The organism is Streptomyces spororaveus (genome assembly GCF_016755875.1).
Lineage (GTDB): Bacteria > Actinomycetota > Actinomycetes > Streptomycetales > Streptomycetaceae > Streptomyces > Streptomyces spororaveus.
The window spans coordinates 7,854,875-7,869,836 of sequence record NZ_BNED01000005.1; the positions used below are offsets into that span (position 1 = coordinate 7,854,875).

General features: G+C 73.0%; 13 protein-coding genes. 5 read left to right on the forward strand and 8 right to left on the reverse strand.

Annotated features, from left to right (window positions below):
• Window positions 1–51: 51 nt before the first annotated feature.
• The 5 genes from Sspor_RS37890 to Sspor_RS37910 all read right to left on the reverse strand — a co-directional run bounded on the left by Sspor_RS37890 (window position 52) and on the right by Sspor_RS37910 (window position 6,031).
• Window positions 52–492 carry an SRPBCC family protein gene (locus tag Sspor_RS37890; protein WP_202203158.1) on the reverse strand — a complete coding sequence of 147 codons (441 nt, stop codon included), beginning with the start codon at window positions 490–492 and terminating at the stop codon, window positions 52–54.
• A gap of 67 nt (window positions 493–559) precedes the next feature.
• Entirely contained in the window at window positions 560–2,086 is a 1,527-nt protein-coding gene (locus Sspor_RS37895; protein WP_202203159.1) for an MFS transporter, read from the reverse strand.
• Window positions 2,087–2,199: 113 nt separating this feature from the next.
• Complete coding sequence (locus Sspor_RS37900) at window positions 2,200–4,206, reverse strand: ATP-binding protein (protein ID WP_202203160.1); 2,007 nt, start codon at window positions 4,204–4,206, stop codon at window positions 2,200–2,202.
• 78 nt (window positions 4,207–4,284) lie between these two features.
• Window positions 4,285–4,677, reverse strand: a complete 393-nt coding sequence (locus Sspor_RS37905) for a nuclear transport factor 2 family protein (protein WP_202203161.1) — start codon at window positions 4,675–4,677, stop codon at window positions 4,285–4,287.
• A 133-nt stretch (window positions 4,678–4,810) separates the two neighbouring features.
• On the reverse strand, window positions 4,811–6,031 hold the full coding sequence (locus Sspor_RS37910; RefSeq protein ID WP_202203162.1) for a cytochrome P450, cyclodipeptide synthase-associated: 1,221 nt from the start codon (window positions 6,029–6,031) through the stop codon (window positions 4,811–4,813).
• Between the two features lie 418 nt (window positions 6,032–6,449).
• Between Sspor_RS37910 and Sspor_RS37915 the strand changes: the two genes are divergently transcribed.
• Window positions 6,450–8,387 carry an SMI1/KNR4 family protein gene (locus tag Sspor_RS37915; protein ID WP_202203163.1) on the forward strand — a complete coding sequence of 646 codons (1,938 nt, stop codon included), beginning with the start codon at window positions 6,450–6,452 and terminating at the stop codon, window positions 8,385–8,387.
• Window positions 8,388–8,420: 33 nt separating this feature from the next.
• On the opposite strand, the gene Sspor_RS37920 is transcribed toward Sspor_RS37915, so the two are convergent.
• Both Sspor_RS37920 and Sspor_RS37925 read right to left on the reverse strand, forming a co-directional pair.
• Window positions 8,421–8,990: an HPP family protein gene (locus Sspor_RS37920; protein WP_237404207.1), complete on the reverse strand. Its 570-nt coding sequence runs from the start codon at window positions 8,988–8,990 to the stop codon at window positions 8,421–8,423.
• A gap of 129 nt (window positions 8,991–9,119) precedes the next feature.
• Window positions 9,120–10,217, reverse strand: a complete 1,098-nt coding sequence (locus tag Sspor_RS37925) for a hypothetical protein (protein ID WP_202203164.1) — start codon at window positions 10,215–10,217, stop codon at window positions 9,120–9,122.
• Between the two features lie 247 nt (window positions 10,218–10,464).
• Between Sspor_RS37925 and Sspor_RS37930 the strand changes: the two genes are divergently transcribed.
• Together Sspor_RS37930 and Sspor_RS37935 are read left to right on the forward strand one after the other, a co-directional pair.
• Window positions 10,465–11,079 (forward strand): dihydrofolate reductase family protein, encoded by a 615-nt coding sequence (locus Sspor_RS37930; protein WP_202203165.1) that lies wholly within the window; start codon window positions 10,465–10,467, stop codon window positions 11,077–11,079.
• Window positions 11,080–11,106: 27 nt separating this feature from the next.
• Entirely contained in the window at window positions 11,107–12,453 is a 1,347-nt protein-coding gene (locus Sspor_RS37935) for a ClC family H(+)/Cl(-) exchange transporter (protein ID WP_202203166.1), read from the forward strand.
• A gap of 86 nt (window positions 12,454–12,539) precedes the next feature.
• On the opposite strand, the gene Sspor_RS37940 is transcribed toward Sspor_RS37935, so the two are convergent.
• Entirely contained in the window at window positions 12,540–13,085 is a 546-nt protein-coding gene (locus Sspor_RS37940; RefSeq protein ID WP_237404208.1) for a hypothetical protein, read from the reverse strand.
• Window positions 13,086–13,189: 104 nt separating this feature from the next.
• Here Sspor_RS37940 and cutA point away from each other — a divergent pair, with 104 nt between their 5' ends.
• A complete protein-coding gene (cutA, locus tag Sspor_RS37945; RefSeq protein WP_202203167.1) occupies window positions 13,190–13,513 on the forward strand; it encodes a divalent-cation tolerance protein CutA in 324 nt (107 codons plus the stop codon).
• A 257-nt stretch (window positions 13,514–13,770) separates the two neighbouring features.
• Window positions 13,771–14,937 carry an alanine--tRNA ligase-related protein gene (locus Sspor_RS37950; protein WP_202203168.1) on the forward strand — a complete coding sequence of 389 codons (1,167 nt, stop codon included), beginning with the start codon at window positions 13,771–13,773 and terminating at the stop codon, window positions 14,935–14,937.
• Window positions 14,938–14,962: the final 25 nt, after the last annotated feature.

Here is a 14,962-nt window from a genome sequence, read left to right on the forward strand (position 1 = left end):
ACGTGGATGCGTGGAACTGCAGGTGCGCGCAGGCGCGGATGGGGTGCCCGGTCAGGCGGACTGTTCGGCACGGCTCTTGAGGTGGGCGAGCCAGCCCTCCAGGGAGTCGTGGAGCGCCTTGCCGAGTTCGTCGGTCTCGGCGTCGACCGGGGCGCCGCTCCAGGACTCCTCGGTGTGGACGACGACCCCGGCGCCGGACTGTTCGAAGGTCCACACGTGGATGCCGACGATGCCGGCGACGGTCCCGCCCCAGACGATCCGCTCCCCGGGGACCAGCTCCTGCACGGTGGAGGTGATGTCCAGGCCGTGGGTGAGCCAGCTGAAGGACCTGCCGGGCTGCAGCGGTCCGTCGACCTCGGTCCGGTCGATGTCCGTGTTCCAGGCGGGCCAGGCCGCGACGTCGGTGTGCAGCGCCCACACGGTCGCGAGCGGGGCGTCGATCACGGTGCTCAGGCGGACGATCACGGGAGCCGTCTCGTCGATGGTGACCATGGCTGTACTTCCTGTCTGGATGAGATGGGTCGGTGGTGCGGCTGTGGCGGATCCAGGGGGTGTCCGGCTAGCGGGCCGGCCCCGTGGGGGAGAGCGGGGAGGCTCCCGGGTCCGTGGCGGGCAGGGCGGTGGCGGCGGCCGGGGTAGGCGCCCCGGCCGGACGGGTCAGGAACAGTGCGAGGAGTGCGGTGGCGGCGAGGACCGCGGCGGAGACGGTGAAGGCGGCCCGGTAGCCGGCGGTGAGGGCTTCCAGGGGAGGCTGACCGGTGGCTGCGCGGGAGGTGACGGAGCCGGCCAGGGTGGCCAGGGCGGCGAGGCCGATCGCGCCGCCGACCTGCCGGGTGGTGTTCACCAGTCCGCCGGCCAGCCCCGCGTCCTGGCGCGGTACGCCGTCCACGGCGAGCGCGGTGAGCTGGACGAAGGCGATGCTCAGGCCCAGACCGACCAGGATGCTCGGCCCGAGGACATCGACGAGGTAGCTTCCGTCCGCCCGCATCCACGACAGCCACAGCAGACCGGCCGCCTCGGTCAGCAGGGCCGCGGTCACGGTCGCGGTGGCACCGATGGCCCGGGCGATGCGCGGGGCGAGAGCGGAGCCGATCATATGGGCGACGGCGAGCGGGAGTTGACCCACCCCGGTGACCAGGGGGCCGGACCCGAGGACCTGTTGCTGGTAGAGCGGCAGGAAGAAGAACAGGGCGATCCATACGGACCCCAGCAGCGCCATCAGCACATTGCCCGCGGCGACGCGGCCGGCGGTGAGCAGCCGCGGCGGAACGAGCGCGTTCGGCCGACGCCGCTCGATCACGCAGAAGGCCGCGAGCAGTACGGCGGCGCCACCGAGGGAACCCAGCACCCGGGCGTCGGTCCAGCCGGCGCCGCGTGCGGTCGTCAGCCCCCAGACCAGGCAGGTCAGGGCCAGGGTGACGGTGACGGTACCGAGCAGATCGAACCGGCCGCGCCGCCGCTCGTCCTTTCCACCGGCCGCCGCCGACGCGTCCCGGGGCACGAGTGCCACCACGGCGGCCAGTACCACCGCCGCTCCGAGCGCCACCGAGTGGAAGATCCAGGGCCAGCCCCAGGCCTGGGTGAGCGCACCGCCCAGCAGGACGCCGCCCGCCGCTCCGGCGCCGGAGACCGCTCCCCACACGCCCAGCGCCCGGCCGCGCCCCGGGCCGGGCGGGAACCGGTCCATCACCAGGGCGAGGGCGGCCGGGGCGATCGCGGCGGCGCCGACGCCCTGCACCGCACGGGCCGCGATCAGCACACCGGAGGAGGTGGTCAGTCCCGCCGCCAGCGAAGCCAGCGCGAACAGGGCGAGCCCGGCGGACAGCAACCGGCGGCGGCCGAGCAGGTCGGCCACCCGTCCGCCAGCCAGGAGCAACGCGCCGAACGCCAGGCCGTAGGCATTGACCACCCAGGTGGTCCCGCTGTCCGAGAGGCCGGCTCCCGCACGGATCTGCGGGAGCGCCACGTTGACGATCGAGGTGGCGAGCATGACGGTGAACTGGGCCGCGGCGAGCGCGGCGAGCACAGCTCCCGGCCCGGGGGCCGGGCGTGCCGACCGGCCCGTCTGCGTGAGTGCAACGTTCATGCCGCACAGACTCGACGCGGCCGGTGTCCACTATCCAGGCCCGGCGGGAGCGGCCACTGTCCATTCCTGTCCGCACCTGTCCACCCGGTCCCGGCGAAGGCGCGCGTCCGCCGTCACCGACGGGGGTCGTGCAGCTCCTGCTGCCACAAGACCTCGCAGAGCAGGTCCAGGCCCTGGCGCAGATGGCGGCGGTAGGTGCCGTACGGAAGGCCCAGGCGGCGGGCGGCGGCCTCCTGCGTGGGCGCGCCGGAGAAGTAGCCGGCCGCCAGGGCCTCACGGGCGCGCACCCCGCGCGGGTCGAGCGCGAGGTCGTCGACGGCCCGGCGCAGCAGGGCGCGCAACTCCCCGACAGGATCGCCGAGGTCGGCCGCGAGACGGGCACGCATCAGGGCGCAGGCGGCGAAGGCGTCCACGTCACGCCAGTGCGCGAGCGCCTCGCGCACGGCCTGGTCGAACGCGGAACGCGACACGGGAGACGGCCCGGACGGGGCTGCGGGCGGCTCGGTGGCCGATATGAAGTTCATCAGCCATGCCTCCACCGGCAGTTGACGCCAGTCGACGGCGAACAGCCCGTAGGTGTACTCCCCGACCCGCGGCCGCGCCCCCGTGTCCGCCAGGGTGCCCTTGACGCGTTCGGCCCACGTCTCGGCGTCCCGGAAGACGGCGAAACCGTACGCGCGCCCGCGCGCGCGGGCCGCCTCCGCCTGGGCCCGGGAACTGCTCAGGTCGATGACGCGCGAGGGCACCTGGTACTGCTCGGGGTAGACCGAGAAGCGGCTGACGCCGATGTGCTCACCGGGGCCGACCGGCGCGGCGGCCTCGGTGTACCGCCAGGCGGCGGCCACGACGGGATCGGTGGCCAGGTCCTGGGCGTCGGGAGGCGACGGCAGGACCAGTCGCGCCGTGAACGCCACGATCCGGCCCGTGCTCACGAGCCGGTAGACGCTGAAGGCCTGCGGCTGACGGTGCGCCCAGTAGCGGACCAGGTCCGCGGAGGCGGCCCCTTCGGTCTCCGTGGCCATGCGCAGGATGACATCGATGTCCTCCGGGCGCAGGGGACGGTCGTGGACCTCGTCCTCGCGGGACCAGGAGCGCAGCCGGGCCAGCGTCGCACCCTCCCGGAACAGGTAGAAGAGATCGTCCGTGACGGTCCACACCCGCTCCTCGGGCGCCTCGCGCAGGATGCGCAGGTATTCGTCCGCGAGGCGCTGGCGCACCGCCTCGAAGGCGTTGGGCGCCCGCCAGCGCAGGTCGGCGGCCAGCGTCTCGCGGGCCGCGTCGTGCGGGTGCAGACCCCGCAGGGTGGATTCGATGAAGGGCAGGTCCCGCAGCCAGGAGAAGAGCGGATGGACGTCCTCCCCGGGGAGCACCGCGGCCAGCAGCTCCTCGGACGTCGAGTGGGCCTGCGCCGCCACCTCCAGGGCGCGACGGTGGGCCGCCGTGGGCACTTCCCCGATCAGCCCCGCCAGCAGGGTGCGCAGCACGTCCGCCGTGGGGGCCCAGATCTCCTCCCGGCCACAGCCCGCCGATCCGGCCGCGGCCGCCAGCGACAGCGCCAGCGGGTTGCCGCCGGCGAAGCGCAGTACGCGGTCCCGCAGTTCGGGCCGGATCTCCGCGGCCACCAGCAGACTCCGGGCCTGCTCCGCGGAGAACGGCTCCAGCTCGCTCACGTGCAGGAGCCCGGACCAGGCGGGGTCGGCGGTCCACTGCGGCTGCGGAGCGCGCCGGCCGCCCAGGACGACCAGGGTGTCGTCCGCGGCGCGCGGCAGGAAGTGGTGCCACAGCCAGCTCTCCAGCCACTGGCAGTGCTCGAAGGAGTCCACGAACAGGACCGTCCCCGGAACGTCCAGGAACGGTCCTGCGGCGCGCTCGAAATCGGCCGGGTCCCGGCTGACGAACCGGCCGTCGAGTTCGACGAGCAGCCGGCCGGCCGCCCGGGCGTGGTCCGCCAGGCGCCGCAGCAGCGTCGACTTGCCGATGCCGCCCGGCCCGTACACGTAGAACGCGAACGGCGCATGCGGATCACCGGCCAACGCCTCACCGAAGCGGCTGAGTTCCTCCTCCCGGCCGAGGAAGGCCCGGACGCGCGCCCTGCTCAGTCTTTCCCCTACGGACACCATGGTTGCTCCATCTCTTCGTTCCAGCGGCGGACAGCGACGGCGGTTCGCGAAGCGGCGCTCCGCGAAGGCCCGTTCACGTCATTTGACGAGTCCGAGGTTCCCGTCGTCGGCGTGACCGCTGACCAGGAGGGTGGTCTCCTCCACGCACCGGAAGCGGCCGTCGGGGGCCATCCGGGCGAACAGGTAGACCTCGGTACGGGAGGTGTGTCCGTCGTGGTGGACGAGGGTGACGGTGTGGCGGTCGGCGTAGCGCGGTCCGTCGCGGAGCTCGTCGTGGACCTCGATGTGCCCGCTGCGGATCAGGGTCCGCAGGCGCGTCATGTGCTGGATGAAGGAGGCCCGGTCACCCCACACGCCGTTGGTGCGCTGGCGGTAGTCAGGGGTGAAGTGCCGGTCGACGGCTTCGGTGAGGTCGAGGCTCCGGTCGAACAGCAGATCGTTGATGGCCCGGGTGATGTCGGTCGATGTCATGGTCGTCTCGCCTGGGTGAGTGGGGGGTGGGTGGGGGGTGGGTGGGACGGGTGGGAGCGGGTGGGGATGGGTGCGGTCGGGTGGAGGGCGGGCGGAAGGGGTACGGAAGCCGGGCACGGCCGCCGGAGCCGCGTCAGCGGACGGGGGTGAAGTCCAGCGACAGCGAGAGCGGACCCCGGGTGTACAAGCCGCTCTCCTGGTACCGGAAGCCGGGGCTGTAGCGGACCTCTTCGAGCAGCGGCAGGAGCATCGCGGCGACGGTCTCGATCTCGGCGCGCGCGAAGGCGGTGCCGACGCACTGGTGGAGTCCGGTACCGAAGGACAGGTGCTCGGCGGCCGCGGTGAAGGAGCGGGCGGTGCCCAGGTCCGGGCGGTGGATGTCGAAGGCGTCCGGAGCGGTGAAGACGCCGGGGTCGCGGTTGGCCGCCCCGATCATGCAGAAGACGGTGGCACCCGCCGGGACGGTGGTGCCGGCGAACACGGCGTCCTGCGCCGCCTGTCGGGGAATCAGCTGGACGGGCGGGGTGTAGCGCAAGGTCTCGGCGATCGCGGCGGCCAGCAGGTCCGGGTCCTGGCGGACCTGCGCCAGCTGATCGGGGTGGTCGATCAGGTGCTTGAAGAGCAGGGCCAGCGTCTTGTCGGCAGGCTCGGCGGACGCGGCCAGAACGTTGATGATCAGTGCGGTGACGTCGCGATCGGTCATGGTGACACCGTCGATCGCGGTGGTGCACAGCTTCGATATCAGGTCGTCGCCGGGGTCGCGGCGCCGCTGTTCGATCACGGGGCGGAGATAGGCCTCCAGCTGCTCGGCGCACTCCACGCAGTCGCGACGGCGCTCCGGGGTGAGCGTCAGACCGGTGATGAACTCGATCACTCCGCTGTGCCAGGCTGCCACCTGCCGCCAGTCCCTCCGGTCCAGGCCCAGGACGTCGAGCGTCACGTTGAGGGCGAAGGGTTTCCCGAAGTCGTTGACCAGGTCCATCCGGCCCTGGGGGAGGAAGGGGGCCATGAGTTCGGCGGCGTTGGCCCGGATGACGCGTATCTGGTCCTGGAGCGCCCGGCCGGTGAAGGCGCGGACGACGATTCTTCGTTTGGCGGTGTGCTCGGCCCCGGTCATCTGGGCGAGGACCGGCCCGCGCATCACCGGTTCGGCGCGCACCTGCAGGGTCTGCGTGGTGAACGCCTCATGGTCGGTCAGCACCCGCTTCACGTCCTCGTGGCGGGAGAGGAAGTAGCCGTCGATCAGCGGTTCGTGGTGCACCGGGTCCTGGTCCCGCAGCTGTGCGAAGTAGCGGTAGGGGTCGGCGGCGAAGTCCTCGGACAGGACGCTGGGACGGTTGTCGACGACGGGCACGGTGCGGGCCTCTCCAGTGGTGCGATGCGCGGCGGGGCAGGCTGTTCTGGCTGCTAGACGGGTGAACACCAGTATGGGTTGCGTGAGTTGGGCCGACTTCTGACCAGGCAAATGGCCTGAAGTCGACGCAAGATTCGCGTCTCTCGTCGCCCGTCGGGCCGGGTGTCGTCCGCTGTCGCAGGGCTCGCTCGTGCGCATACGGTGTCCGGAGCGGATCAGGTCGGGGGTCAGCCGTGTTGTACAGGCGGATCATCGCCGGGAGGTCGGCCGGCGCGCCGCTGCGGACACCCGGTACCGCCGCATCCGCTACGCCGCCCGCCGCGCGTTCGACGTTGCGTACGGGGACGATCAGCCGGCCCTCGGACACGGCACTCGCCAAGCCGGAGGCGTTGTCGGTGCCGGGTGAGACCATCCGGGCATGAGCGGCGAATTCTTCAACTGGCAGGCGTTCCTCGGACGGTGGGACGAGGAGTGGGTTCCGCGTGCGGGCGAGGACAGCGGGGAGGCTCTCGTCCGCCCGGGGCGGCAGGGGGCCGACGAGGCGGCGATCGCGGCGGCCGAGGAGCGGCTGGGGCGGCGCCTGCCGCCCTCGTACCGGGCGTTCCTGGCCGTGAGCGACGGCTGGCACGTGGACCAGACGGCCGGCGTCTATCAGCTCGGCGGCGCCGCGGACATCGACTGGTTCCAGGATCCGTTCGACATGACCCCGCTGTACGAGGAACAACTGGACGACAGGTCCAGCGAGGCGGAGATCCTGCTGGCCGGCATGTGGCAACGGGCTCTGCGGCTGGAGACGGACTCCGACATCACGTACGCCCTGCTCGACCCGGGCGACACCGACCGGGACGGGGAGTGGGCGCTCTACGTCTACAAGGGCTGGAGCGGTGAACTGCCGGACCGGTACCCCTCGTTCCGTGCCTACATGGAGGCCATGTACCGCGGCTTCCACTCCGACCGGGTGGAGAGGCCGGACTTCGAGAACGCGACCACGCGAGCCCAGGACGCCCGTGTGGCGCAGGCCCGTCGGCTGGTCCTGCTCGGACAGTACGAGGAGGCCCTGCCCCTGCTGGAGGAGGCGGCGTCGTTCGCACGGCCCGGGTGCGCCGTCCTGCTGTTCCAGCTCCGGCAGATGCTCGCCCCGGACGGCACCCGGGACTACGGCCTCCTGGCGGCCGACCCGCGCTACCTGCCAGAGGTCCTTCCCGTGCAGGCCATGGCACCGGCGCGCGAGGAATGGCGGACCGGCGGGGACGGCCACTGGCTCGGGATGATGGCCGCCCGCGGGGTCCCCCGGGAGACGGCCGAAGCCGTACTGGGCGCGCTGCGGGACGGCACCCATCGCTACGCACCCCCGGGTCCGTGGGGCCGAGCCGTCGACGCGGCCCGGGAGTCGGCCCGCTGGGGGGCCACCGACGCCGCGTGGCGGATCCTGCGGGACGCGGTGGGGCTGTGGGAGGCTCCCGGACCCGAACTGATCGCCCCGATCGGTCTGCTCGCCGATCCGCTGCTGGGCCCGCTGATCACCCCGGAGCGGGGGCGGGAAGTCCTCGCGACGCCGAGGGCCGGGCGGAACGGCCCGGCTCCCGAGCGGGTTCCCGTTCCCGATCGGCCGCCCGTCTCCGGGCGGGTCCCTGATCTCGACCCGCCGGGCCTCGCCTGGCTGACGGAGCCCGAGCCCGCGCCGAACCGCCGTCCGCTCGACGGATACCGCTGCATCTGGGTCGAAGGGATCGACCCCGCCCGCCTGCCCGCCCTGATCGGTGACGAAGGCGCCGAACTGACCGGGCCCACGGACCGGCACGCCGCCCGGCGCGGGTCCGGGCCCTACGCGCGTGACGGACGCGGGCGCGGGGGAGCGGAGCCCTGGGAGGACCGGGCCGTGGTCGCCGTCGGCCGCGCCGGCGACGGGTGGGCCTTCGCCTTCGACGGCGACTCGCCGCACCTGAACCACCTGTTCCTGTCCCCGGCCCAGGCGGCCTCCCCGGCCGGCCGCGCGGTGGTCGTCTGGCGGGACCCGAGGCGCTCGTACCCGGGCGAACACCCGGACACGTTCCACCTGTCGGTGGCCGAACGGGGCGAGGAGCTCTACGCGTTCACGGTCCGCGGTACTGAGATCCGGAGCACCGGCGCGATACCCGAAGCCCTCGACCCCGCACGGCTGTTCCGCCCGGAAGACCCCGCGCCGGTCAACGAACTGCGGGTGTTGGAGGCCCTCCACGCCGAACTCGGACTCTCGCTTCCCCGTTTCGCGCTGACCCGGGGCAGGCTCCACACCCTCACCACCCGGTCCTGGACCCGGGCGCCGCGCGCGGGCGAGACGTTCGCCTACGCGGTCATCACGCGGCACGGGACCTGACCGCAGGGCGCGGCGCGGACGGGCTCTGCGCCGCTACCACCAGCGGACGGGGTACCGGGCCGCTCCCCGGCGTACGCGGGACGCGGCGAAACCGCCGAGGACGAGGACCACGGTCGCGCCGAGCAGCAGGGGGACGAACCGGGCCGCCGCCGGGGTCTGCAGCACGACGACCACGGCGGTGGCGCAGGCGGGGGAGTGCGGAGTCCGGGCGAGGGTGGTGGCGGCGAACGTCAGCCCCCCGGCCAGCGCCGCGCTCCAGGGTCCGCTGCTCTGCGACAGCGCGAGGACCAGGTAACCGGCTCCCGCGCCCAGGAGGTGCGCGACGACGACACTCCGGGGCTGCGCCACGGGCAGGGTGGGAGTGCTGTGGAGGACTCCGGCACTGGCGGCGAGGGACGGTATGAGCACCGGTTCGCCGATCACCGCCCCGATGGCCGCGAGCAGCAGCAGAACGGTGGTGACCGCGCCGACGCCGTGAAGGGCGCCCACCGCGCTGTGCCAGGCGGAGTTCCGGCGCCCGCGCCCCGTCGGGAGCGGTGGGTCGGCGCGAGGCGCTCCGGGGCCGGGCAGGCGCGGGCGGGGCAGCACGGAGTCAGCGTTCACGAGGGCGGCTCCTGGCACGGCGGTACACGGGGCGGAGGTACGACGGGAGAGGTCGTACCTCCGGCCACCCTGCACCGCCGATCTGTCACCGGCCTACAACGGCCCTGCCTCTAGGAGTTGTCTTGCCTTCTAGGACCGCGTCGCCTTCCCGCACTCGTCCCCGGCGGACCCGCCCTGCCCGACCGGCGCGGTGCGGTCGTACGGGTCGATCTCCGTCCCGGCCGCGTCGGCCTGGCGGTCCGAGCCGAAGGGCGGGTCGAAGTACCCCGTGGTGGCGCCGCAGCCGGCGTTGGTCATGTGGCTCTTGTACGAGATCATCGAGAACGTGCCCGGCGCGGTGAGTACCTTGTCGGGGTCGTCCCAGCTCAGGACCAGCTCGCGCCGGACGATGGTGCGCACGATCTCGTCGTCGTCGCCGCCCGCGCGGGTGACCGGGTAGACGAAGGTGACGTCGGCGGTCACCTGGAGCGCTCCCCGCTCGCCCTCGCGGTATTCGAGCCGGCCCCGGGTCTTCACGACGTCGCCGACGAGGTGGGTACGGGAGGGCTGGAAGCGGCTGAAGAGGAGCAGCGGGTCGTTCTTCTCGCTCGGGCTCTGGAACGCGGTGCTCAGAAGGGCCTGCATGTCCTTCTGCTGCGGGTTGATCAGTGCGATCGCATTCTCCGGGCGCTCGCCCCGCAGCACCCCGCTCTCCACGCCGGACGCGACGAGGAAGTCCCGGCTGCGGGCGAGGGCCTGCTCGACCTCGGCCGCGCTCATCCAGCCGACCGCCCTGGCCTCCGGCACGGTGATCCCCGCCGCGCCGCTCGCCCAGCCCTCCGCAGGCGAGCCGCGGAACGGCTCGTCCTTGGTGGGGCGCAGGGCCGCCTCCGCCGGGGGCGCCTTGGTCGGGCGGGCGGTCTCGGCCGCCGACGGCGGGGAGTCGGGGCCGTCGCCGGCGAACAGGTCCACCACTCGCCCCGGCGCGAACGTCACCACCAGCAGCACCAGCGCGGCCAGCAGACCGGCCGCGTACCAGCCCGTGCGCCGCTTGGGCCGCGCGGGCGTGTGGGTACGCCAGCCCTCCGCGCCGCGGCCGGGCTCGTCACGCAGCCGCTTCGCCACCTCGCGGGCGCGCGCCGAAGGCTCCTTGGGCGCGTCGGAGGCCCCCGCCATCGACTCGCGCAGAAACCGCTCCCACTCCTCGTCGGACCGTGACGAGCCGTCAGGCTCCGTACCCGCTCCCATCCTGAACCCCCTGGTCATTGAACGATCGCGCCCACTCCCCTGGGGAGCGTCCGCATAATGACACAGAGCCCCGACAGCGAGACCGGCCGGCCGTGCGGCCCCGGCGCGCCACCCTCTGTCAACTGGTCAACTGGTCAGTTCTGGCCTGGCTTCCGTACGGTCCGGGGAGTCGGGAGGCGTCCGGCCGTCGTGTGCCTTTGGATGGGGCCGTACGCGGACGGACGCCCACCAGTTCCCGGAGACCGGTATGAGGAAGATCAAGGCGCAGCTGTTCATTTCGCTCGACGGCGTCGTCGAGGCGCCCGATCAGTGGCACTTCCCCTACTTCAACGAGGAGATGGGGGCGGCCGTCGACGCGACCCTCGGCGAGGCCGACACCCTGCTGCTCGGCCGCAGGACCTACGACAGTTTCGCGGGCGCCTGGCCGGAGCGGGAAGCGGCCGGCGGGGAGGACGCCCCGTTCGCCAAGGTGCTCGGTGACGCCCGCAAGATCGTGGTGTCGAACAGCCCGCTCGACTTCACCTGGCGGAACTCCGAACAGCTCGCCGGTGACCTCACTACGGCGGTCGCCGCGCTGAAGGACGAGCCGGACACCGATGCCCCCGTCTGGATCAGCGGCTCGGTCTCCGTCGTACGCCGCTTGGTCGCCGCCGGGCTCCTGGACGAGCTGAACCTCCTGCTGCACCCGATCGCCGTACGCACCGGCATGCGCCTGTTCGAGGAGGGCACCCCGTCGGTCCCGCTGGAGCTGCTGTCCGCCGAGACCTTCCGGACCGGCGTCCTGAACCTGTTCTACTCCGTGGCCGCCGCGCCCGGCGAGGGGACGTACGAGGATGCCAAGACCTACCTGCCCCAGCACTAGGAAGCGTCGGATTCGGCCGGTCGGGTCATGAAGGAGACCCCGCGCGGTGCCCGGTCCGGTCGGGGGAGATCCGGCCGCCTCCGCGCCTTCGGGATCGCGGCGGTGGCGGGCTGCCTGGTCGGGCTGGTCGGCGGCGCCTTCCGGTGGTGCCTGGCGCACGCCGACGCGCTGCGCGGTTCCGTTCTGGAGACGGCCGCCGCGCTGGGGCCGGCGGGCCGGCTGATTCCCGTTGCCCTGACCGCACTGGGCGCCGCGGTGGCCTGCGCGATCGCCCAGCGGGTCCCGCACGCCGCCGGGAGTGGGATCCAGCACGTGGAAGCCGTGTGGCGGCAGGAGGCCGAGGCCCGTACGGCCTGGCTGGTGCCCGCGAAATTCGTGGGCGGCCTCATCGCCATCGGCTCGGGCCTGGTTCTCGGAAGGGAGGGTCCGATCGTCCACATGGGCGCCGCGATCGGGTCCGCGGCGGGTCGGCGCGGCGGCCTGGACGCCGAGTACGCCGAGAAGGCTTCTGACGCCGACGATGCCCGCATGCTGCACACCGCGCTCGGCGGCGCGGGTCTGGCGGTGGCGTTCAGCGCTCCGCTGGGCGGGCTGCTGTTCGTCTGCGAGGAAGTGACCGGCACCGTCCGGCCGCGTCTGGTGCTCCTGACCCTCGTCGGCACCGTCACGGCGGTGGCCACCTCCCGACTCCTCGTGGGTGACGGCCTCGTCCTGCCGCTGGCGGCCCTCCCCGCCCCACCGCTGGGGACGCTGCCGGTCTTCCTGCTGTCCGGAGTGACGGCCGGGGCGCTCGGCGCCGCTTACAGCGCTCTGGTCGTACGGACCCTGGAGGTGTGCGACCGGCTGACCCGGGTGCCGCTGGTCGCCCGTGCCGCCGTCATCGGGGCCGGGGTCGGCGCACTGATGGCCTTCGACCCGCTCCTCACGGGCGGCGGTGACCAGCTGAGCGAGCGCCTGCTGACGGGCGGCACCCTGACGGTGGGGGCGTTGGTTCTCTGCCTCGCCGTCCGGTGCGTGGCCGGGCCGCTGAGCTACGCCGCCGCGACCCCCGGCGGGCTGTTCGCCCCACTGCTGGCCCTGGGTGCCCTGTGGGGGACGCTCACGCACGCGCTCGCCGCCCCGCTGCTCCCGGCCGGCTCGGCGGGCATGGGCACGGGCGCGGCCGCGTTCGCGGTGGTGGGGATGGCCGGGGTGTTCACGGGCGTCGTACGGGCACCCCTCACGGGCGCCGTCCTGGTCGTGGAGATGACAGGCGCCGAGGCGCTCCTGCTGCCGTTGCTGATCGCGTGCTTCGCCGCGACCGTGACCGCGGACCGGCTGGGGAGCGAACCCGTCTACGACACCCTGCGCCGCCGGATGCTCGAACGTGCCTGACGGGCCGAGGCGGCAGGCCCCCGAGGCGGCAGGCCCCCGAGGCGGCAGGCCCCCGAGGCGGCAGGCCTCAGGAGGGCACCTCGTACCTACCCGGAGAGCTCCGCCCGCCACTGCCGTGGCCACTGCCCCGACGGCGGTGGAGCTCCCGCTATCCCGAGGTCGCGCCGCGCGCTCTCGTAGAAGGCGTCACGCGCCGCACTCACGAGCCGGTGCGCCTTGGTCCACCGCTCGCCGTCGACCGAACCCTCCCGTACGAGCAGCTCGACGGTCCAGACCGTCTCGTGCCAGTGCCGCGCCGCCGCGATCGTCGCCGCGTCCCCGACGAGCAGGACGGACTCCCACTCCGTGGCCCGGTGGGACTCCGCCTCGGCGAGCAGGGGCAGCCCCTCGGCCGGCGCCAAGGGATCCGCCACGTCCGCGAATCCGAGGGAGGCGCCGATGCGCTGGGCGACGCGTAGCTGTGCCTTGAGGGCGTTGGCGTAACGGCCGTACGTCTCGAAGCGCTTCTCGTCCCACCGCTCCTCCCGCTGCCGCCTCCACCGCCGGCGCTCGGTCAGGGTCTGCACGGCGTAGGAGCCGAGCGAACCGACAACGACGCCTATCAGAGCGGGCAGTTGATCGAGCAATGCCACAGTCCCTCCCCGAACCGGTTCCCTGATGCCGCACGATATCCGTACCGCGGCGGGCGGGTGCCGGCCGTGGGCGACGTGGCTGAACCCGACCCAGGAGGACCGGCATGGCCGGCATAGTGATCGCCCAGACGACCATGGACGACGAGACGAAGGCGTACGAGATGGCCCGCGCCGCCGTGGAGGCCCGGCTGGCGGCCGGCGTGCACGTCGACGCGCGGATGACCTCCTTCTACTGGTGGAAGGACGCCGTGCAGCACGAGCGCGAGTACCGGGTCTCCTTCAACACCAGCACGGAGAAGGTCGCCGAGCTGGAGGCGTGGGTGCACGAGCGGCACCCGTACGGGGTGCCGCAGTGGATCGTGCTCCCGGCCGGCGCGGCCTCGCAGGAGTACCTGGCGTGGGTGGTGAAGGAGACCACGACGGAGTAGTCCCGCCACCGACGCGAAATTCATGAGCGACGGCGACAGGCCCGCGTTATGGTTGGCCGCATGAACGTCACCGGCCTCAGCACCACCGCGACCGCGCGAGCGACCAGCTCGCCGGTTGCCGCCGCCTGACCTTCCCCCTCTCCCCGGCGACCGGACAACGGTCCGTCGGTTGTGCCGTGGCGTTCCCGCCACCGGTCGGAGACTGAACGGTTCCGTTCTCCGGTGCCTCTCCCGCTGTCATGCGAAGGAGTCACCCCATGAAAACCGAGAACCTGCTCAGCACGTTCGTCGAGTACTTCGAGGAGCGCGGGCATCGCCGTATCGTCGGCTCGACGCTGCTGCCACCGCCCGGCGACCCCGTGCTCTTCACCACCTCCGGCATGCATCCCCTCACTCCGTACCTGGAGGGCCGCCCCCACCCGCTGGGCAGGCGGCTGGTCAACGTCCAGCGATGCCTGCGCACCACGGACCTGGAGGAGGTCGGCGACGCCACCCACCTGACGGTCTTCGAGATGCTCGGCACGTGGTCGCTGGGTGACTATGACGGCCCGCTCAGTCTCGACTGGGGATACGGGCTCCTCACCGAGGGGCTGGGCGTGGATCCGGGCCGGCTGCACGCCACCGTGCACGCCGGCGACGACCGGACCGGGCCGGACACGGCTTCCCTGGAGCTCTGGCAGAGCCGCGGGGTTCCCGTCGAACTCACCGTGGAGGACAACTGGTGGTCGAACGGACCCGTCGGACCGTGCGGCCCCGACTCGGAGATCTTCCTGTGGAGCGGGGACGGCCCGCCCGAGTCGACGCCCACCCGCGACGACCGCTGGGTGGAGGTGTGGAACCACGTGACGATGACCCACCGCCGGCTCGAAGACGGTTCCCTGGTACCCCTTCCCCAGCGCAACGTGGACACCGGCCTCGGCCTGGAGCGGCTCGCCTCCCTGCTTCAGGGCAAGCCGTCCGTGTTCGAGTGCGACGTGTTCGATCCCTGGCGCAGCCTCGTACCGGTCCTGTGGCCCCTGGACGAACGGTCGCTGCGCGTGGTCTGCGACCACCTGCGCTCGGCCGTCGTGGTACTCGGCGACGGCGTGCGCCCGGCCAACACCGGCCAGGGCTACGTACTGCGACGCCTGGTGCGCCGGATGCTCACCGTGCTGTGGCGGGACGACCCCTCGCGCGGCATCGGGGACCTGCCGAGCGAGCTGGTACGGCACACCCTGGACCACTTCCGGCAGGACATGGACCCGGGCGACGTGCTGAGGGTCCTGTCGGAGGAGGAGCGCCGGTTCCGCCGGCTCCTGGAGCGCGGGCGACAGGTGCTCGCCCGGCCCCGGTTCCGAGGCCCGCTGACCCGGGAGGACTTCCACTACCTCCACGACACCCATGGGCTGCCGACCGAGCTGGTCACGAGCCTGCGGCAGGGGTGACGACGCGAGGTGCGGGCGGGGCGGG

Coding starts and splice junctions, on each gene's coding strand:
- Sspor_RS37890 (WP_202203158.1), bottom strand. CDS start 492: ATGGTCACCATCGACGAGACGGCTCCCGTGATCGTCCGCCTGAGCACC.
- Sspor_RS37895 (WP_202203159.1), bottom strand. CDS start 2,086: ATGAACGTTGCACTCACGCAGACGGGCCGGTCGGCACGCCCGGCCCCC.
- Sspor_RS37900 (WP_202203160.1), bottom strand. CDS start 4,206: ATGGTGTCCGTAGGGGAAAGACTGAGCAGGGCGCGCGTCCGGGCCTTC.
- Sspor_RS37905 (WP_202203161.1), bottom strand. CDS start 4,677: ATGACATCGACCGACATCACCCGGGCCATCAACGATCTGCTGTTCGAC.
- Sspor_RS37915 (WP_202203163.1), top strand. CDS start 6,450: ATGAGCGGCGAATTCTTCAACTGGCAGGCGTTCCTCGGACGGTGGGAC.
- Sspor_RS37925 (WP_202203164.1), bottom strand. CDS start 10,217: ATGGGAGCGGGTACGGAGCCTGACGGCTCGTCACGGTCCGACGAGGAG.
- Sspor_RS37930 (WP_202203165.1), top strand. CDS start 10,465: ATGAGGAAGATCAAGGCGCAGCTGTTCATTTCGCTCGACGGCGTCGTC.
- Sspor_RS37935 (WP_202203166.1), top strand. CDS start 11,107: ATGAAGGAGACCCCGCGCGGTGCCCGGTCCGGTCGGGGGAGATCCGGC.
- cutA (WP_202203167.1), top strand. CDS start 13,190: ATGGCCGGCATAGTGATCGCCCAGACGACCATGGACGACGAGACGAAG.
- Sspor_RS37950 (WP_202203168.1), top strand. CDS start 13,771: ATGAAAACCGAGAACCTGCTCAGCACGTTCGTCGAGTACTTCGAGGAG.